This window comes from Phyllobacterium sp. CCNWLW183 (genome assembly GCF_037203775.1).
GTDB classification, from domain to species: domain Bacteria; phylum Pseudomonadota; class Alphaproteobacteria; order Rhizobiales; family Rhizobiaceae; genus Phyllobacterium; species Phyllobacterium ifriqiyense.
This window is the reverse complement of sequence record NZ_JBBCBN010000003.1, coordinates 221,630-241,880: the sequence shown is the minus strand read 5'-3', so window position 1 is coordinate 241,880 and position 20,251 is coordinate 221,630. Positions and strand designations below refer to the sequence as shown.

Genomic DNA, 20,251 nt, shown 5'->3' with positions numbered 1-20,251 from the left:
GCTCAAATTAACTCGCCAGTTGCCTGGCAATTTATACTGTGGATGCTCGAAGGAAAGCCGAGGCCGCGTTGCGCGTCGGGGCCAATCCGGAGAGCCGGGGCCCATGCCCCATGCGTTCCGACAAGCCGTGAAAAACAAATCACTTATAGACACGGTTCACCGTCACGTTGACATTGGCGAAACGTGGTAAACAAGTGGTTAAGACCCCGGTTAAAGCGCTAAAATAACGACTAATTTCGTGGCAGGGATCTGATACAACGCGCGAAAGCTCAGATAACCGATTGCAGTCTGCATCCTGCGGAGAAATATTGAATGATACATCGCTGTTTATTGCTGCTGTTGGTCGCGGTATTTGCCCATATTGCATCAGCGGTCGCCTTTGCAGATGAATTGTCCATTCGCACCAACCAACTTGGCTATTTGCCGGATGGACCAAAGCTGGCGACGATTATATCGCCGTCAGATGCGCCTTTGGAATTTCAGCTTGTGGATGCTGAAAATGTATCGGTGTTGAAGGGCAGGACGAGGCCTATGGGTTTCGACGCGATGGCGGGAATGAAAACCCATCTGGCGGATTTCACAAATTATCGTAAGACAGGCGAAGGCTATCATCTGGTCGTGGGCGAAAGCACGAGCCCGGTTTTTTCCATCGAAGCCAATATCTATGATCGGTTGAGTGTGGATGCGCAGTCCTGGTTTTATCTGGCCCGAAGCGGCACAGAAATCAGAAAGGATATTGCCGGATCACTCTATGCGGGCCCCGCAGGACATCTGGGCATTGCACCGAACCTGGGCGACACATCTGTTCCATGTCTTGATCGCGACGCCGCTGCAAAGTTTTATACCGAACTAAAATGGGACTGCAGCTACAAGCTCGACGTGACGGGTGGCTGGTATGATGCAGGCGACCAAGGCAAGTATGTCGTGAATGGTGGTATCGCTGTTTCCCAGCTTATGGACACAGTCGAGCGGGGAAAGCTCTTTGCCAGCAATGCCGAAAAAGTCCTGAGCGACAGGCGGTCACGTTTGCCGGAGCAGGGAAATGGCGTGCCGGATATTCTCGATGAGGCGCGGTGGGAATTGGAATTCATGCTGAAAATGGTGGTTCCGCATGAGGAGCCATTGGCTGGCATGGTTCATCATAAGGTTCACGATACAAGTTGGACCGGTGTGCCCATGCTGCCTCATAATGATCCGCAACCGCGCGCACTTTATGCTCCTTCCACGGCAGCCACTCTGAATCTGGCGGCCGTCGCAGCCCAGGGTTCCCGCGTGTTCAAGAATTACGACGAAACATTTTCAACACGGCTTTTGACCTCGGCAAAACAGGCATGGTCTGCCGCACAAGCCCATCCTGATATTATTGCGCCATCGGCAAATTTCGACGGCGGTGGCGCCTATGGCGATGATGATGTCAGTGACGAATTCTATTGGGCCGCCGCTGAACTTTATCTTGCGACGGGCGATACGATCTATCTTTCCGCAATCAAAAGCTCGCCGCACTGGCGTGGTGACGTATTCAGCCGGGGCGGGCATGGTGCCTTCGACTGGGCGAATGTTGCCGGGCTTGCTCGTTTGCACCTCGCTCTTTACGCAAGCAAGCTGCTGGGAAGGGAGGACTGGGATGACGCTAGAACCTCTGTAATTGGTGCTGCCGTGGATTTTATTGAACTCCAGAAGAAAGAGCCATTCGGACAAATATATCATCCCGACAATGGCCGATATGATTGGGGGAGCAATCATTCCATCCTGCAGAATATGATCGTCGTGTCCGCTGCTTACGATTTGAGCGATAAGCAGGAATATCTCGATAGCGTTCGCGAAAGCATGGATTATCTTCTGGGCCGCAATGCCATGAACATTTCTTATATTACAGGATACGGCACTATTTTTTCAAAGAATCAGCATAGCCGCTGGTTTGCTCACCAAATTGATTCCGACCTGCCTAATCCGCCGCCGGGTTCTCTTGCGGGAGGCGCAAACTCGTCGCTTGTTGATGATATTTCCAAGGAGAAGCTTGCTGGCTGCGCTCCCCAGCGATGCTATCTTGACGATATTGAAGCCTATGGCTCCAACGAGATTACGATCAACTGGAATGCCCCTCTGGTCTACATTGCCAATTTTCTCGACAATACACGCACGAAGTGATCCGTATTTCTGATCTTGCATTGTTCATTTCAAATCATGATGTACATGCTCTGCCGTTTCAAAAAAGCCAGTGCCTGCAAATTTTGACGTTTACGGAAACGTCAAAATTTGCTAAGAAGTACGAAATATTGGCAGCACGGATGCTCTGCGTGCTGTTTTTACTCGTTTTTGTTTTGGAGGAAGCTTATGCCGAGTTACCGCGCGCCCGTTGAAGACACGCTTTTTGTTCTCAATGATGTTCTGGGTTTTGAGCGTTACAATAATCTTGAAGGATTTGCAGATGCGTCGCCGGATATCGTTGACGCAATCCTCGGCGAAGGCGCAAAGCTTGCGGAAAACACCCTGTTCCCAATTAATCAATCGGGCAACCGGGAAGGCTGTGTACGCAATGCCGATGGTTCGGTAACAACGCCGAAAGGCTTCAAACAGGCATTTGATCAGTATCGCGAAGGTGGTTGGGTCGGTTTGGCTGTACCCCAGGAGTTCGGTGGGCAGGGCCTACCATACGCGCTCCATGTGGCGGTTGGTGAATATATGGCTTCTGCCAATATGGCGCTGGTCATGTATCCGGGACTTACGCAAGGGGCTATTGCCGCAATCCTTACGCACGGAACGGATGAGCAAAAGCAAGCCTATCTGCCAAAGATGGTTGACGGCACCTGGACCGGTACCATGAACCTGACAGAACCGCATTGCGGCACTGATCTTGGACTGTTGCGCACAAAAGCTGTTCCAAATGGCGATGGCTCGTACAAGATTTCAGGGCAGAAAATATTCATTTCCGCTGGCGAGCACGATATGGCGGAGAATATTGTCCATCTAGTCCTCGCTCGCATTGAAGGCGCGCCAGAGGGCGTAAAGGGCATATCCCTATTCATTGTCCCCAAGTTCAATCTCGACGATAATGGCAATCCGGGAACCCGCAATAGCGTCTCCTGTGGTTCCATCGAAGAGAAAATGGGAATTCACGCCAATTCGACGTGCGTGATGAACTATGATGAAGCCAAGGGCTTCTTGATCGGTGGCGAGAACAAGGGCCTGCGCGCCATGTTCACCATGATGAACGAAGCTCGGCTTGGTGTTGCCTTGCAGGGCCTTTCAATTGGCGAGATCGCTTATCAGAACGCCGCCATTTATGCGCGTGAGCGTATTCAGGGCCGCTCTCTGACAGGTCCAAAAGCGCCGGATAAAAAGGCTGATCCACTTATCGTTCATCCTGATGTGCGCCGCATCCTTATGACGATCAAGTCGTTCAACGAGGCAGGGCGGGCCTTCATTCTCTGGTCTGCATTGAAATCCGATGTTGCACATCGCTCCGCAGACGAAGCGGAAAAGCAGTTGGCCGACGATATTCTCAGCCTGATGACCCCTGTGCTCAAAGGCGTTCTGACGGACAAGGGTTTTGAGCATGCCGTCATGGCACAGCAGGTTTTTGGTGGCCATGGCTATATTGAAGAGCACGGAATGAGCCAATATGTCCGCGATGCGCGCATTGCCATGATCTATGAAGGCGCAAGCGGTGTTCAGGCCTTGGATTTGGTCGGACGCAAGCTTGGCGCCAATGGCGGCCGCGCTATCATGGCTTTCTTTAAGGAGGTCGGCGACTTCTGCGAAGAAAATCGCGGTGACGAGAAGCTTGCCTTCTACACCAAGCATTTGAAAAAAGGTCTCAATGACCTGCAGGCAGCGGCCATGTGGCTGATGCAAAATGGCATGGCCAATCCGGACAATGCCGGAGCGGCATCCACCGATTTCATGCATCTCTTTGGCTTGGTGTCGCTGGGTTATATGTGGGCGCAGATGGCCAAGGCGGCAAATGCCAAATTGGCTGATGGCGCAGAAAACAAAGCGTTTTACGAAACCAAGCTGATCACGGGCAAGTATTTCATGGAACGTGTAATGCCTGAGACCTCTGCCCATCTGGCACGTATCCAGACTGGAGCCGATACAATGATGGCGCTTGCGGCAGAAGCATTCTAAGCTGATGCAACGCAGCCACGGGCCGCGGTCGCGCGGCCTGCTTTAACAAATCTCGGGAGGATTGTCATGGGTGTGCGACCAGAAGACGTGTTGGGTGTTCCAAGGCCTGAATGGAAAACTGACGACGTCGTCATGCTGCAGGAAATGGCCGCAAAATTCCTTGAGGCCGAGGTCCTGCCGCATTATGACCGCTTTGAAAAGCAGGAAATTTTTGACCGTTCCGTATGGGAATTGGCAGGTCAAAACGGGCTTCTCTGCGCCTCTATGCCAGAGGAATATGGTGGTTCTGGCGGTACCTACGCCCATGAAAGCGCCATTCTCGAAGCGATCAGCCATGTCGGTGTCGATGGCTTTGGCATTGCCCTGCACAATTCCATCGTAGCACCCTATATCCTGCATTATGGCTCAGAAGAGCAAAAGCAGAGATGGTTGCCAAAAATGGCAACTGGCGAATTGATCGGCGCTATTGCCATGACTGAACCCGGTGCAGGTTCCGATCTGCAAGGCGTTAAGACCAGCGCGAAGAAAGATGGCAATCACTATGTCATCAATGGTTCAAAGACCTTTATTACCAATGGTCAATTGGCAAATCTGGTCATTGTTGTCGCCAAGACTGATCCGGCTCAGGGCGCCAAAGGTACCTCGCTGCTGATTGTTGAGACTGACGGGCAGGAGGGTTTTGAGCGTGGCCGTAACCTCGATAAGGTCGGGTTGAAATCCAATGATACATCCGAGCTGTTCTTCAACGAGGTGCGGGTACCGGCATCTAATCTTTTGGGCACCGAAGAAGGACAGGGATTTGTCCAGCTAATGCAGCAATTACCGCAGGAGCGGTTGCAAATTGGCGGTACTGCCATTGCCATGGCGGAACGCGCCATTGCAATTACCAGTGACTATGTGAAGGAGCGTAAAGCCTTCGGCAAGGCTGTGATCGAGTTCCAGAACACCCAGTTCAAGCTGGCGGAATTAAAAACCGAAGCAACGATAGGCCGGGTGTTCTACAATCATTGTGTTGAGCGGCATGTAAATGGTGGGCTTGATCCGGTGACAGCCTCCATGGCCAAATATTGGCTGACAGACCTGCAAAACAAGGTCGTGGATGAGTGCCTCCAGCTACATGGTGGCTACGGCTATATGAATGAATATCCAATCGCCCGCATGTTCCGTGACGCTCGCGTTCAGCGGATTTATGGCGGCACCAACGAAATCATGAAGCTTTTGATCGCCCGCAGCCTTTGAGCCTGCGGTAGCAACAGGGAGTATATTATGGCCGACGCATATATTTACGATCACGTCCGCACACCGCGTGGCAAGGGCAAGAAAGATGGCAGCCTGCATGAGGTTCCTGCCGTTCGCCTTGGTGCGCATGTTCTCGAAGCCTTGCGTGACCGCAATGGGTTGGACACTGGCCTGGTGGACGATATCATTTATGGCTGCGTCGATCCGGTCGGCGAAGCTGGCGCTGTTATCCCTCGCTCTTCCGCTTTTGAAGCCGGGTATGATTTCAAAGCTCCAGGCATGCAGATATCGCGTTTCTGCGCTTCCGGCCTCGATGCAGTAAATTTTGCTGCGGCCAAGATTGTGCAAGGCGCAGATGATATCGTTATCGCTGGCGGCGTTGAATCCATGTCACGCGTCGGAATGGGCATGTCCGGCGGTGCCTGGTATATGGATCCGTCAGTCGGCTTGCCGGGCTATTTTATGCCTCAGGGCGTCTCGGCCGATCTTATCGCCACGAAATATGGTTTCACCCGCGATGATGTCGATGCATACGCTGTCGAGAGTCAGAAGCGTGCGGGCGAAGCCTGGAAGAAGGGTTATTTCAAGAATTCCGTCCTGAACATCAAGGATGTCAACGGTCTGACAATCCTGGACCATGACGAGCATATGCGTCCAACAACAGATATGCAGGCTTTGGCATCGCTCAATCCTTCCTTTGTCATGCCCGGCGAAATGGGCGGTTTTAATGCTGTCGGCATTCAGGCCCATCCGGAAGTTGAAACTATAAATCACGTGCATCATGCCGGTAATTCATCCGGTATTGTTGATGGTGCCGCCGGTGTTCTTCTTGGCTCCAAGAGTGCTGGTAAGGCGCTATCGGCCAAACCGCGTGCCCGCATCCGAGCATTTGCCAATATAGGTTCTGATCCGGCTCTGATGTTGACTGGTCCTGTCGATGTGACAGAGAAGTTGTTGAAGCGCGCCAAGATGAAAATCTCGGACATCGATCTGTTTGAGCTCAACGAAGCCTTTGCCGCTGTCGTTCTGCGTTACATGCAGGCATTCGACATTCCGCGTGACAAGATCAACGTCAATGGCGGCGCGATTGCCATGGGCCATCCACTCGGCGCAACAGGCGCAATGATCCTTGGCACGGTTCTTGACGAACTTGAGCGCCGCGATCTGAATATCGCGCTGGTAACCCTATGCATCGGCGCTGGTATGGGCACTGCAACCATCATCGAACGCGTTTGAGGAGAGAGAATATGACTTATACAAACTTCAAATTCGACGTCGATGCAGATGGTATTGCTCTCGTCACATGGGACATGCCCGACAAATCCATGAACGTCTTCACAGAAGAGGTCATGAAGGAACTGGATGCCATCGTCGACAAGGTTGCAGGTGATGCTGCGATCAAGGGCGCTGTGATCACATCCGGCAAAGATACGTTCTCTGGCGGTGCGGATTTGACCATGCTCAAGCGCATGTTCCAGCTCTTTCAGGACGAGAAAGCAAAAGATCCTCAAAAAGCAGTAGAGCTGCTTTTCGAAACGACAGGCAAAATGGGCGGGCTGTTCCGCAAACTCGAAACATCGGGCAAGCCCTGGGTTTCGGCGATCAATGGCACTTGCATGGGCGGTGCTTTTGAAATGTCGCTCGCTTGCCATGGCCGCGTGGTTTCTGACGATCCTTCGGTCAAGATGGCTTTGCCTGAAGTCAAGGTCGGTATTTTCCCCGGTGCCGGCGGAACGCAGCGCGTCCCGCGCCTGACCAATCAGCAAGATGCCTTGCAGATGATGACAACTGGCTCAAGCCTGACTGCATCGCGCGCCAAGGCTATGGGATTGGTGCATGAAATTGCTCCGGCCAAGAAACTGGTCGAAGCCGCCAAGAAGATGATCAAGGATGGCTTGAAGCCGGTGCAGCCTTGGGACGAAAAGGGTTTCAAACTGCCAGGAGGGGCAATCTATTCTGCCGCCGGTGCTAATCTGTGGCCAGCTGCCACGGCTATTTTGCGCCGTGAAACCTATGGCAATTATCCAGGTGCCGCATCGATCCTGAAATCGGTCTATGAAGGTCTGCTCGTCCCCTTCGATACAGCTCTCAAGATCGAACAGCGCTACTTCACGAAAATTTTGCAGACCACTGAAGCAAGCATGATGATCCGCTCGCTGTTCATCTCCCTGCAGGAATTGAACAAGGGCGCGCGCCGTCCTGACGATGTGAAGCCCACGAAATTCAAGAAGGTCGGCGTTGTCGGCGCTGGTTTCATGGGGGCAAGTATTGCCTATGTTACCGCGAAAGCCGGCATTCCTGTCGTTCTTATCGACCAAAGCGTTGAAGCCGCGGAGAAGGGTAAGGCTCACTCTGCTGATCTGATTACCAAGGAAGTACAGAAGGGCAAAGCGACTGCTCAGGATAAAGAGGCGCTTCTCGACCTGATCACCACCTCGTCGGACTATGCCGATCTTGATGGTGCTGACCTTGTTATCGAAGCGGTGTTTGAAGATCGTGAAGTGAAACGGGTCGTGACGGAAAAGGCCGAGGCCGTGCTTAAACCTGGCGCTGTTTTCGCGTCAAACACTTCGACGCTTCCCATTACTGGTCTAGCAAAAGTTTCTGTCCGGCCAAAAAACTTTATCGGCATTCATTTCTTCTCGCCCGTCGACAAGATGATGCTGGTGGAGGTCATTATGGGCAAGAAAACCTCCGAAAAGGCGCTTGCCGTGGCGCTCGATTATGTGCGCGCTATCAAGAAGACGCCCATTGTCGTCAACGATACCCGTGGGTTCTACGTCAATCGCTGCGTCCTGCGGTACATGTCAGAGTCCTACAACATGCTGATTGAGGGCGTTCCTCCAGCAATGATCGAGAATGCGGCTCGCATGGCAGGCATGCCCGTTGGCCCATTGGCTCTCGGCGATGAAACGGCAATCGATCTTGCTCAGAAAATCCTGAAGGCGACGCTTGCTGATCTTGGCCCCAAGGCGGTCGACCCGCGTCACGTAGAGCTGATCAATACGCTGGTTGATAAATATGATCGTCGTGGCCGCAAAAATGGCAAGGGCTTCTACGACTATCCTGCCAAGCCTGCGAAAAAACATTTGTGGCCGGAGTTGAAGACACTCTATCCGCAACAGGATGCCGATAAGATCGACGTTGAAGTGCTTAAACAGCGTTTCCTTGTAACGATCGCTCTGGAAGCGGCACGCGTGATGGAGGAGGGGATCGTTACCGATCCGCGCGAGGCAGATGTTGGCTCCATTTTGGCCTTCGGCTTTGCTCCTTATACGGGTGGAACGCTGTCATATATTGACGGTATCGGCGCAGCGAAGTTCGTTGAGATCGCCAAAGGTCTGCAGCGGAAATATGGAGCGCAATTCAAAGCTCCAAAGCTCTTGCTCGATATGGCCGAAAAGGGCGATACGTTTTACGAGCGCTTCAATCCCTATCCTGCGGCAAAGACAAAGAAAGCCGCTTAGTATCAAGGCGGGGACCGTTTGAACGGTTCCCGCCTTTTCTAGAATAATGGAATAATGGCGGTTTGAATAAGCGGAATAAGAAAGTTTTCCGTAATTTCTCTCGACTTTTGTTAAGGTGCCGCTTAAAATCATGTTCAAGGTATTTTTTCCTTTTACTTGGATATGTCCATGTTTTCACATGACCGCATATGGGCGGCCATCGATGCGCTGGCTCAACGTCATTCTCTTTCCGTGTCCGGATTGGCGAAGCGTGCCGGCCTTGACCCAACGACATTCAACAAATCCAAGCGATATGCTGCGGATGGCCGCGCGCGCTGGCCCTCAACCGAGTCACTGGCAAAGATCATGGAAGCAACTGGCGCTTCTCTGGATGAGTTCATGACGCTAGTGCACGGAAAAGCATTCAATGCTGCTGGCGCAGCGATGCGATCCATCCCGCTTCTGGGTTTCGCGCAAGCTGGTGCAGGCGGATTTTTCGACGATGGCGGCTTTCCTGTCGGCCAGGGATGGGATGTGGTGGAATTTCCTATCGGGCCGGACGATGCGGTCTATGCGCTTGAAGTGTCGGGGGACTCAATGCTGCCTCTTTACCGGGATGGCGATACAATCATCGTGGCGCCCGGCGCAGCTATAAGGCGGGGTGACCGTGTGGTTGTTCGAACCAAGGACGGCGAAGTCATGGCAAAAATTCTTTCACGTCAGACGCCTCGGACAATAGAACTACAGTCAATGAATCCCGAGCATACAAACAGGACTTTTGACGCAGCCCATATTGATTGGATTGCGCGTATCCTTTGGGCGAGCCAATAGGAATTCGCACTCATGCGCCAGATACCGCTCTATATCCTGACCAGTCTGGTCGCGCTGGCGCTGGCTTATTCCTTCATTGCACCCTTCCATGGAGCGCTTGAGTCAACCATTGCGTCGGATCAGGAAGTGAGTGCTGCTGTCGAGGATTTTGAGCTGCCGGCCGAAATGCAGAGCGGAGCTTCGCCAGAGCAGGATCAACCAGCCCAACAAGATGAGGCTCAATCAACCATTGATCAGCTTCCTCTGCGTCAGGTGGATCCGGATGATGGCACTGCTCCCACGAAGGTGGGACCATTGGAGCGCATAGCTCCCCGCCAGCCTTTAAGCGATATCGGTCAGGCTACGCCTCCTGCTCCACCCCCCGCACCTGTGGCAGTGGACGATACCGCAAAACCGGCCTTGCTTTACCGGCCTGTCGCGACAAGTGCAGGCGACATCGAAGTATCCGGATACAAGATTTCACTTAAGGGGATAAATGCGCCGGCTATTGAAGAAACCTGCAATGCCGATGGCGTTGATTGGCCCTGTGGGATGGCTGCGCGCACTGCCTTGCGCAATTGGCTGCGCTCACGCGCAATCGAGTGCAACGTACCGGGGCAGCCCTCGGATGAACTGATTGCAACAGAATGCAAGCTGGGAAGTATGGATATTGCCGATTGGCTCGTGTCAAATGGCTGGGCGCGTGCCCAAGACGGTACGCCTGCGGTTGAGATGATGAAAAAAGCCCAGGAGCAAAAGCTCGGCATGTTCGGCAGTGCGCCGCCATCCTTACCAACGGACACGGAACTGCCGCTGCCTCAGCCGACAGAAACACCCGAGATCATTGAAAATCCCGTCGCACCCCCGCCACTTACCTCTCCCGACGCTCCGTTTCCACCCGCCCCACAGTAATGTCTCAAGGCAGGTGGCATACGGCTTCGATATTGTGCCCGTCGGCATCACGAATGAACGCCGCGTAATAGTTTGGATGGTAGTGAAGCCGTAACCCGGGTTGCCCATTGTCACTGCCGCCTGCTGTTAATCCCGCTTTGTGGAAAGCATCGACAATATCGCGGCTGTTCACTCTAAAGGCCACGTGGAGGGGCGGCTTGTTCGGTGTGCCGCTGATCACCCAAAAATCAGGTTTACCATTTTCGCCGAAACCGGCGACGTCGGCATGGCCGGTGATCGAAGCCGGGATTTCGGTAATCAACGTGTATCCGATTGTAGCCAGCGTATTGGCGTAGAACTTTTTACTCTGCTCGAAATCGCTGACGATTATCCCGGTATGGTCAATCATTCACGTCTCCAAATGAACTCCGATCAGAGTAACTCACCAGCCAGCGCTTTAGCAATCAAAGCACGTGTTTCCTCGATACCATATAATGCCACGAATGAACCAAAACGTGGCCCGCGTTCCTGACCGATTAGAACTTCATAGAGCATCTGGAAGAACGATACGGCGACGCCGGGGCCACCCTCCGGGCTTTTCTTGGTGTGATCCTGATAACGCTCTATTGCACGCGCAACATCCAGAATTGCATTCTGTATGGTATTGCCATCGGCACCGGTCGGCAATGTCGACAATTTTTCCGACATTTCTTGCAGCGCGACCCGCTCTACCTCATCGGGCATGCGGAACTTCTTGGTGGGTTTGACGAAATCGTTGAAGTACCGAATGGCGTAGGTCACCAATGCGTCGAGCTCTGGGTTTTTCTCCGGCGTAACACCTGCGGCGTGGCGCGAAATAAATCCCCAAAGAACGCTGCTGCTATCCGCATTGGATGCGCTGACGAGATTGAGCAACAGGGCAAAGGGCACAGGCATTTCCACGGTTGGCGGATTACCGCTGTGCAGGTGCCAAACCGGATTATTCAGCCGGTCTTTCCATGATTGCCGCTCATAGGCCGAAAGATACGTGAAATACTCGTCTACAGCCTTGGGAATAACATCAAAATACAAGCGCTTTGCGGTGCGCGGCTTCTGGAACATGTACAGCCCCAGACTTTCAGTCGGAGCATAGGACAGCCACTCATCGATGCTGAGGCCATTTCCCTTGGACTTGGAAATCTTCTGCCCGATATCATCGAGGAACAATTCGTAGACGAAGTGCTCGGGCGCGCGTCCGCCCAATATCTCGCAAATACGATCATATATAATCGCATTTGTTTGATGATCCTTGCCGAACATCTCAAAATCAACACCAAGGGCTGCCCAACGCATGCCGAAATCCGGCTTCCATTGCAGCTTGACGTTGCCCCCCGTTACGGAAAGGGTCGTTTCCTCACCATTTTCATCGTCAAAGGTTATCGTGCCGTTCTTCGCGTCGACCTTCTTCATCGGCACATAGAGAACCCGCCCGCTTGTTGGCGAAATTGGCAGGAATGGGCTGTAAGTTGCCTGACGCTCTTCACCAAGTGTCGGCAACATGACCTTCATTATGTCATCATAGCGTTCGACGGCGCGCAGCAAGACCTCATCAAAGCGGCCATCCTTGTAATATTCAGTTGCGCTGGCAAATTCGTAATCGAAGCCGAACGTATCGAGAAACCGGCACAGCATGACGTTGTTATGGTCAGCGAAGCTCTTATAGTCACCGCCATAGGGATTAGGGACCGATGACAGCGGCTTATGCAGGTGAGGTTGCAGCATTGACGGGTCCGGCACATTGTCCGGTATCTTGCGCATACCATCCATATCGTCGGAGAAGCACAAAAGTTTCGTTTTCACGGTGTCATTGGTCAAAACCCGGAAGGCATGCCGCACCATAGTAGTGCGAGCAACTTCACCGAATGTGCCGATATGCGGCAAGCCGGAAGGGCCGTAACCAGTTTCGAAAAGAACCGTCTCTGGATATCCGGTCTTCTGGTAGCGTTTGACAATCTTCTGCGCCTCTTCGAAGGGCCAAGCTTTGGCCTCTGCTGCCGCCGCGATCAATTCGGGGGTCAGTTCGATATTGGTGTTTGGGCGCGAAGTCATTCGTTTATCCTGTATTGCTGCTATATTGTGGAGCGGGCGGACACTATGGCGGCAGATATCCCGCGTCAATCGCATGTGTCCCTGCAGCGCCCGGTCAGAATTGATTTTTTACGCTTATAGGGTGCCGTTAATAAAAATCGACGGGGAAATACCGCAAATACAGCTCCGATATCGTACCCTTTGCTTCCATTGACTTCAGGGCAAAATTGAAGCCTTCGGCAAGGTCATTGTTTTGAAGCGTTGTAGCAATCATCAATCCGTCGCCGAGAAATTGCGGGGCGGTATAGGGGCGTCCTGCAAAGACACAGCAGTTTGCAGCATCGGTGCTCCCGATCCAGAATGACAAATCTGAACCATCACCAAATACGGCATCAATCTTTTTTGCTTTAAGATCCTTGAGCATAAGATCGCGTGTGGGATAGCCAATCCAATGAGCTTTTGGAAAGTAATCTGCGAATATCGCCTGGTGCACGGAGTCTGAAATCACGCCGACATTCTTGCTTTCCAATACTTTGTCGATTGGGTCGCTCAATTGATTGTCTCTTAATGTCACAAAGCGCGCCACCAAGCGTATATATGGGGCCGTAAAGGCATATTTTTGCCTAAGCGCAGCCGTAGGTCTTAGTCCGGCAAGTATGGCTTCCGCCTCACCGCTCTCCAGAGCTGTCTGCAGTTCGTTCCATGGCCGCGCTTCTATTTGACAGATCGCTGTAACATCAAGCTCGGCGCATATCGCCCGCGCCAGATCAATATTGAAACCCGATATGCGGCCGGTATTGTCAATGAAATTAAATGGCGGGTAGTCGACGGTTGTAACAAAACGGATGCGCTTGACCGCCGTCAGATCAGGTTTGGACACCCGCTCGCGTCCGTCCCAATAGTGGGGAAAATCCCCGGCATAAGCCGTCTGCGCTATCATTAGCAGAAGAAGCCCCAACACAAAGGTGACGATAGATCGAAAATACATGAGGTCTCGGAACGCACTGATTTGCACAGAGGCTAGCGCATAAGGCGGAAAACCGAAACCGCTATTTGAACGCATAGGTTTATATAATTGCGCGGACTGCACGCAGCAGTGTTGTATATAGACTAAAATACTATTGACCCGCGTATATATTGAATAATTATAGTGATTTATTGAATAGTTGTTTTATAAAAAGCAATAATTACTTATAATTGTAGGTATATTTCGATGCAACCAAAAGACGATTATTCTCGTATCTATGTGTGGGCACGGAATGAGCCTTTTGCGATATTGAGTTTGCGATGACGGAGCGCCGTCTGGAGCCATCCATTGCAGCACGGCTTTGTTATGCGGGCCTGCCAAAAACCGCCTTGGTAGAGGCATTCACGCGGTATCGTCAAAACGGCACGTCATTTATCGAGGAACTTTACGCGGTAAATGGCATAGACCATTTGCTGCTCACGCAATGTCTCGCAGAGGAAGCAGGCCTGGTCTTTGAGAACATAGACGATGATCTTCATATTATCTCACCAAGCGGCGCGGAATTTGTGGATATGCGCCACAGGCGGCATATCGTGGGAGTCACTGCGGATTTTACGCTGAAGATTTATACCGCACCCACGCTCTCAACCATTGCCCGGATCAAGCAGGGTCTTGTCGATAGAAGTGTTGAGGGCCCTCCCGTCAACATAATCTCCCCAGCACGCCTGACGCAGTTTTTTCTGGCAAAGCATTCGGATCATCTAGTACGCAACGCTGTTAATATGCTTGAGAATGGTCCAAGACATTCGGCTCGCACCGTGGCCGACGGTCAGCAAGGCGTTATTATCGGAATGATAATTACTGTTTGCCTGTTCCTCGCAATGCTCGCTCCGAACTTGCTTTGGCAGGCATCTCACGCTCTTTTCTCTCTGCTGTTTATGGGCTGTATTCTTTTGCGGTTTCTGGCGGGCCGCCATGCCTCCAATCAAACCGTGCAACTCATGAAGAGTACGGGCGGCAGCTTACCAAAATACACCGTTATGGTGGCGCTGTATAAGGAAGCTGAGGTGGTTCCTCAGCTTGTAGAAGCGATGAAGCAGCTTGATTGGCCGCGCTCGCGTCTTGAAGTTCTGTTCCTTTGCGAAACGGACGATTATCACACCCGCGCGGCCTTCGAAAAAGAAATGCTACCCGCCAGTTTCAAAATTATCTGCGTGCCTTGCACAGGCCCACGAACCAAGCCGAAAGCGCTTAATTATGGCCTGCAATTGGCGGAGGGCGATTACGTCGTTATCTATGATGCGGAGGATCGCCCGCATCCCGATCAGTTGCGCGAGGCCTGGCAAAGATTTTCAGAAAGCACCGACGGGAAGCTGGCGTGTCTTCAGGCCCCGCTCGTCATTACCAATGAAAGAGACAGCTGGATCGCACGGCAATTTGCATTTGAATATGCAGCGCATTTCAGAGGGCTCTTGCCTTGGCTGGCCGATGGTCGATTTGTGGTTCCGCTCGGCGGCACATCCAACCATTTTCGTCGTGAGTGTCTGGTGGAGGTTGGAGGCTGGGATCCCTTCAATGTCACCGAAGATGCAGAGTTGGGTTCAAGGTTTGCGCGTCATGGATATCGCATCGAAATGCTCTCACTGCCCACAGCAGAGGATGCACCAATCGAAGTTGGAATATGGCTGAAACAGAGAACGCGATGGTTGAAAGGTTGGATGCAAACATGGCTGGTTGAGATGCGGCAACCCAGGGAAATGCTCCAGCGGGCCGGATTAAAGCGCTTTCTGGTTTACCATGTCCTGACGGCAGGCGTTTTGGGTTCTGCGCTGCTCTTTCCCTTCATGGTGCTTTTCGTCAGCTACATGCTGCTTATGATCACGCTTGTGAAGAGTACCGGTTTTGCGGGTCCCATCCTCATTTTTGATTTGATGAATATTGTTTCGGGTTTCCTCTCATTTCATTCCCTCGGCCGGGCGGCTCTGAAAAAAGAGAAAATGTCGGGTTGGATATTGCCGGGCTTGCCAATCTATTGGGCGCTCATATCTTTGGCGGCGTGGCGGGCGCTTTGGCAATTATATGTCGCGCCTTTTCTTTGGGAAAAGACGCCGCATCGTCCCGTTCACTCGGCAATTTCTTTCAAATAAAATCTGGACCGTTTCCGATGATCAGGGAATCTTCATTGCCGATTACCGCCAGGTCACGATCCGCATAGGGCAGGCTCAACAAAATTCGCCGTATGACTGCAATTCGCGCACGACGTTTATCGTTTGATCGGACGATCGTCCAAGGTGCATATGCCGTATGGGTTCGCGCCAGCATGCTATCGCGTGCTTTGGTATAATCATCCCATTTTTCGGCACCGGCAATGTCGATAGGCGAAAACTTCCAGTTTTTCAGTGGACTGTGTCGGCGATCATGAAAACGTTTCAGCTGCATCGTCTGGCCTATGTCCAGCCAAAATTTGAAGAAATGGATACCATCCGCAACGATCATGCGTTCGAAGCCGGGCGTCTCCTCCAGAAAAGACTCGTGCTGTTCGGGCGTGCAAAACCCCATAACAGGCTCCACGCCGCCACGATTATACCAGGAGCGGTCGAAGGTCACGAACTCACCCGCACTTGGGAAATGCGAAACATAGCGCTGGTAATACCATTGTGTGCGCTCGGTTTCACTCGGTTTGGGCAAGGCAACATTGCGTGCAGAACGCGGATTCATGTATTGGCGCAAGTTGAATATTGTGCCGCCTTTGCCAGCTGCATCTCTTCCCTCGAACACCGAAATCAAGCGGCCGCCTGTCTTCTGAAGCCAGCTTTGCATCTTTACAAGCTCGATCTGGAGCTTCTCCAGTGTCTCCGCATACTCATCGCTGGGCATTTTTTCGGTGTAAGGAAAGCCTCCCGATGTCAGGTCTCCATCATCAATCCAGTCTGGCAATGTTGGATTGTTGATATCAAACTTACGCTTCTTGCCATCAATCTTCAGCTTGAGGGTCGCGATCTCGGGTTTGGATGATGTTGATTTCTTTTTTGAATCTTTGCCCAATGCGAGGTCCTCAATTGACATAAATCCATGTTATTGGGACAGCAGTGTGGCGTCTAGTGGTTAAAAACACTGACTGATCGGGAGGTTAGTGGATGAGTATCTGGGGGCAGGATGGTAGCGGGCTAAGGCGCCGGGCATTGGAGCGCATTATCCGTTCGCGTTTCATACTTGCCGCCGCCGCTTTCATTACCGCCTTGATACTTGGAGTAAGTGAATCCTGGTGGCTAAGTTTTGCCGTTCTGATGATCGTTCTTGTGAGCGTCGTGGTGGTATCCGCAGCATTGCCGAGGACGGAAAAACCCGTAACAGCGGATCCCGGCGATCCGGCGATATTCCACTTGTCGGGCCAGCAATTGGCGGCGCAATTACCGGACCCGCTGATAATTTTTGATCATGAGGGCACTATTCTTTACGTCAACCCGGCGGCGAGCGGCGCATTTCGCTCGGTGGAGCGCGGCGGGGTTCTCATGTTGCATTTCCGCGCGCCGGAAATGCAGTCGCTGGTTCATTCGGTCATGGCGGATGGCGTAGCACGTTCGGTGGATTATTTTGAGCGGGTGCCGGTCGAGCGCTGGTATAGCGCGACGGTTCTTTTGCTGGATCAAGCGCGAGCGGGTGATCGGCAATATCTTCTATCCTTCCGCGACCAGACAGAAGCCCGTCGGCTTGAGCGCATGCGTTCAGATTTTATCGCCAATGCCAGCCATGAGCTGCGCACGCCGCTCGCCTCGCTCTCAGGCTTCATTGAGACATTAAGAGGCCCGGCACGTAAAGACGAAGCGGCTCGCGATAATTTCCTGGAAATCATGCAAAAACAGGCCGAACGCATGGCTCGGCTGATAGACGATCTTCTGTCGCTGTCGCGCATCGAAATGAAGGCGCATATTGCTGTGAAAGATCAGGTTGATCTGGCCGCTATTCTTAATCACGTTGCCGATTCACTTCGTCCCGTTGCCTCCGATTTGGGTATTACTATCGAGCGGGATATCGATCCGGGGCCAGTCAACGTGCTTGGGGATCGTGACGAGCTCACGCAGGTGTTTCAAAATCTGCTGGAAAACGCCTGCAAATATGGACAATCCGGAAAACGTGTCATTCTGGAGCTCAAGCAGACGGGCGATATGACCAAGGTGACCGTGCAGGATTTCGGGCCGGGAATACCCGATGAACATATTCCGCGCCTCACCGAGCGATTTTACCGGATCGATGTGGAAACAAGCCGGGCGCAAAAAGGCACTGGTCTGGGACTTGCCATTGTAAAACACATTCTGACGCGGCATCGCGCGCGACTGATAATTCGCTCGCAGGTCGGAGAAGGCTCATCCTTCACGGTGGTTTTCGGTCCGCAAAAAGCGTAGCCGCCGACCTACAAAAAAGGCGCCAATTGGCGCCTTTTTTGTTTAACTCTGATACGCGGCTCAATTAGCGACGGCGACGATCCGAAGCTGGCTGATAGGCCAGACGCGAGTGGTATGTGCAATAAGGCCCGCCTTCGCCCACATCATTGCCGCAGAAATTGAAGCCAGGCAGCAATGGATCACCAACCGGCCACTTGCAGGTGCGTTCGCTAAGCTCGACCAATTCGAGTTTGCGAGAGATCGGCACCACAACATCGGTAACCGTCCGCGTGACCATGGGCACGAGATCGGTACTGTATTCCGCCTGTAATGCGGTCGCTCCAACGCTGCGATTTACAACTCGGCTCGACATGTGACCGACGGTTGCACTGCTGCTGCGCTGGCTGCTGGATGCTGCGGTATTGACCTTCTTGCTGCGGGTCTGCGACGAGGTTGTCTTGCCGCGTCCGGACAGCTTTAGCCGGTGCACTTTGCCGATGACGGCATTGCGGCTGACGCCGCCCAGTTGTGCTGCGATCTGGCTTGCACTCAGGCCTTCGGCCCAAAGTTTCTTCAGCTGCTCTACGCGCTCATCTGTCCAGTTCATTGTTCCCTAGCTCCATATGGGGCTTTGTTTTGTACGGCTTGCGGACTGAATCCTTCCTCGCATCTGGATTGCTCCAGATTGTATCAATACTATATCTATTCAGATGACGAGGACGCCGTACGAAATCTAGCTATTTCGTTTCCCAAGCTACAATATGCGATGACTCCGTGACAAGAGTCAGGCTTGGGTTGCAGGGGTGCTTTTTTTGGTTTTCCCCAACTTGCGCGTTAAACTGTTGCAAAAATGACGTTTTACGGCTTTGTCGACAAACCAAATAATACCGGGCCGTTGAGCCCGCCGGTTGCAATCAAAATACAGCAATATTTGTGATGTAAGTCTTTTAAACTGTTTATTTGACAATTGGAAACTGAATGATGATATTGCCTTGGTGTGGCCGCCCCCAAAAATGGCATTGTGGGGCGGCTTTTTGATTTAATCATTGCCGATTTCCTTTAAGGGTCAGCAGTACGAAAAATAGGGTTATGGAGGCCCGGAAAAAATGACGGACGCAAACGCGCAACCGCTATACGACACTTTTGCTCGTGCGGATCTGCGCTTTGAGCGAGGAAACGGTGTATGGCTGACGACCGAGAGTGGCGAAAACTATCTTGATTTTGCTGCCGGTATCGCCGTGAACCTGCTTGGTCATTCGCATCCGCATCTGGTCGAAGCTCTGAAGACCCAGGCCGAAAAGCTTTGGCATTTGTCGAACCTCTATGAAATTCCCGGCCAAACCCGGCTGGGACAGCGCCTTGTCGACAATACATTTGCCGATAAGGTGTTCTTTGCGAACTCCGGTGCCGAAGCACTTGAATGCGCCATCAAGACCGCGCGCCGCTATCATTATGTAAATGGCAATCCGGAACGCTTCCACATCATCACTTTCGAGGGTGCTTTCCATGGCCGGACGCTTGCGACAATCGCCGCAGGTGGACAGGCGAAGTATCTCGAAGGATTTGGTCCCAAGGTTGAAGGTTTCGACCAGGTGCCTTTTGGTGACGAGAAGGCTTTGAAAGCCGCAATTGGTCCTCAGACCGCAGCTATTCTGATCGAGCCGATCCAGGGCGAGGGCGGCGTTCGCCCGGTTCCCGATGCGGATCTGCGAGCCCTGCGCAAGCTTTGCGACGACGAGGGTATTTTGCTCATCCTGGACGAAGTGCAGTCAGGAATGGGTCGTACCGGCAAGCTTTTTGCCCACGAATGGTCAGGCATCAAGCCTGATATCATGGCTGTGGCCAAAGGTATTGGAGGCGGTTTTCCGCTGGGTGCATGTCTTGCAACAGCTGAAGCTGCAAAGGGCATGACCGCTGGCGTGCATGGCACTACCTATGGTGGCAATCCCTTGGCAATGGCCGTTGGCAATGCCGTGCTCGATATCGTTCTTGCGGATGGCTTCCTTGATCACGTGCAACAAATGGCTTTGCTGATAAAGCAGGGACTGGCTTCTATTTCCGATCGCTATCCGGATGTTATTTCCGAAGTCCGGGGGCGTGGCCTTCTTGTTGGTCTTAAAGCGGTTGTTCCGAACACGACGCTGGTACAGGCGCTGCGCGATGAACATCTTTTGACTGTGGGTGCCGGCGACAATGTTATTCGTCTTCTGCCACCATTGATTGTAAGCGAAGAAGAAATGCGCGAAGCATTGTCGAAAATCGAAGCTGCAGCAGCACGTCTTGCTCCTGCATCCAGACAGAAGATCGCGTGAGGGTAATCC

General features: G+C 52.5%; 15 protein-coding genes. 10 read left to right on the top strand and 5 right to left on the bottom strand.

All coding sequences use genetic code 11. The features are described from left to right. Positions 1 to 312: 312 nt before the first annotated feature. The 7 genes from V9K95_RS09280 to V9K95_RS09250 all read left to right on the top strand — a co-directional run bounded on the left by V9K95_RS09280 (position 313) and on the right by V9K95_RS09250 (position 10,535). Positions 313 to 2,148: a glycoside hydrolase family 9 protein gene (locus tag V9K95_RS09280; RefSeq protein WP_336440630.1), complete on the top strand. Its 1,836-nt coding sequence runs from the start codon at positions 313 to 315 to the stop codon at positions 2,146 to 2,148. 186 nt (positions 2,149 to 2,334) lie between these two features. Beyond that, positions 2,335 to 4,128 (top strand): acyl-CoA dehydrogenase C-terminal domain-containing protein, encoded by a 1,794-nt coding sequence (locus V9K95_RS09275; RefSeq protein ID WP_336440629.1) that lies wholly within the window; start codon positions 2,335 to 2,337, stop codon positions 4,126 to 4,128. A gap of 66 nt (positions 4,129 to 4,194) precedes the next feature. Beyond that, positions 4,195 to 5,367, top strand: coding sequence for an acyl-CoA dehydrogenase family protein (locus tag V9K95_RS09270; RefSeq protein WP_336440628.1), 1,173 nt, complete (start codon positions 4,195 to 4,197; stop codon positions 5,365 to 5,367). Between the two features lie 27 nt (positions 5,368 to 5,394). Next, entirely contained in the window at positions 5,395 to 6,603 is a 1,209-nt protein-coding gene (locus V9K95_RS09265) for an acetyl-CoA C-acetyltransferase (RefSeq protein ID WP_115051330.1), read from the top strand. An 11-nt stretch (positions 6,604 to 6,614) separates the two neighbouring features. Then, complete coding sequence (locus V9K95_RS09260; RefSeq protein WP_115051329.1) at positions 6,615 to 8,834, top strand: 3-hydroxyacyl-CoA dehydrogenase NAD-binding domain-containing protein; 2,220 nt, start codon at positions 6,615 to 6,617, stop codon at positions 8,832 to 8,834. Between the two features lie 168 nt (positions 8,835 to 9,002). Further along, the gene (locus V9K95_RS09255) at positions 9,003 to 9,644 is read left to right on the top strand and encodes a S24 family peptidase (RefSeq protein WP_115051328.1); all 642 of its coding nucleotides are present in this window, start codon (positions 9,003 to 9,005) and stop codon (positions 9,642 to 9,644) included. 12 nt (positions 9,645 to 9,656) lie between these two features. Beyond that, on the top strand, positions 9,657 to 10,535 hold the full coding sequence (locus V9K95_RS09250; RefSeq protein WP_336440627.1) for a thermonuclease family protein: 879 nt from the start codon (positions 9,657 to 9,659) through the stop codon (positions 10,533 to 10,535). A gap of 4 nt (positions 10,536 to 10,539) precedes the next feature. Here the strand turns inward: V9K95_RS09250 and V9K95_RS09245 are convergent, their stop codons facing one another. From V9K95_RS09245 to V9K95_RS09235, 3 genes are all read right to left on the bottom strand, one after another. Beyond that, on the bottom strand, positions 10,540 to 10,923 hold the full coding sequence (locus tag V9K95_RS09245) for a VOC family protein (RefSeq protein WP_307282645.1): 384 nt from the start codon (positions 10,921 to 10,923) through the stop codon (positions 10,540 to 10,542). Positions 10,924 to 10,946: 23 nt separating this feature from the next. Beyond that, a complete protein-coding gene (locus V9K95_RS09240) occupies positions 10,947 to 12,602 on the bottom strand; it encodes a lysine--tRNA ligase (protein ID WP_336440626.1) in 1,656 nt (551 codons plus the stop codon). 127 nt (positions 12,603 to 12,729) lie between these two features. Continuing rightward, positions 12,730 to 13,569 (bottom strand): transporter substrate-binding domain-containing protein, encoded by an 840-nt coding sequence (locus tag V9K95_RS09235; RefSeq protein ID WP_307282651.1) that lies wholly within the window; start codon positions 13,567 to 13,569, stop codon positions 12,730 to 12,732. A 299-nt stretch (positions 13,570 to 13,868) separates the two neighbouring features. On the opposite strand from V9K95_RS09235, the gene V9K95_RS09230 reads away from it, so the two are divergent. Further along, positions 13,869 to 15,695 carry a glycosyltransferase gene (locus tag V9K95_RS09230; protein ID WP_336440625.1) on the top strand — a complete coding sequence of 609 codons (1,827 nt, stop codon included), beginning with the start codon at positions 13,869 to 13,871 and terminating at the stop codon, positions 15,693 to 15,695. Here the strand turns inward: V9K95_RS09230 and ppk2 are convergent. After that, on the bottom strand, positions 15,688 to 16,614 hold the full coding sequence (ppk2, locus tag V9K95_RS09225; protein WP_442958551.1) for a polyphosphate kinase 2: 927 nt from the start codon (positions 16,612 to 16,614) through the stop codon (positions 15,688 to 15,690). The genes V9K95_RS09230 and ppk2 overlap by 8 nt on opposite strands. A gap of 71 nt (positions 16,615 to 16,685) precedes the next feature. On the opposite strand from ppk2, the gene phoR reads away from it, so the two are divergent. Further along, positions 16,686 to 17,951: a phosphate regulon sensor histidine kinase PhoR gene (gene phoR, locus V9K95_RS09220; RefSeq protein WP_336440623.1), complete on the top strand. Its 1,266-nt coding sequence runs from the start codon at positions 16,686 to 16,688 to the stop codon at positions 17,949 to 17,951. A gap of 64 nt (positions 17,952 to 18,015) precedes the next feature. On the opposite strand, the gene V9K95_RS09215 is transcribed toward phoR, so the two are convergent. Further along, positions 18,016 to 18,537: a GcrA family cell cycle regulator gene (locus V9K95_RS09215; RefSeq protein ID WP_115051321.1), complete on the bottom strand. Its 522-nt coding sequence runs from the start codon at positions 18,535 to 18,537 to the stop codon at positions 18,016 to 18,018. Positions 18,538 to 19,036: 499 nt separating this feature from the next. Between V9K95_RS09215 and V9K95_RS09210 the strand changes: the two genes are divergently transcribed. Next, positions 19,037 to 20,242: an aspartate aminotransferase family protein gene (locus V9K95_RS09210; RefSeq protein WP_336440622.1), complete on the top strand. Its 1,206-nt coding sequence runs from the start codon at positions 19,037 to 19,039 to the stop codon at positions 20,240 to 20,242. Positions 20,243 to 20,251 lie beyond the last annotated feature (9 nt).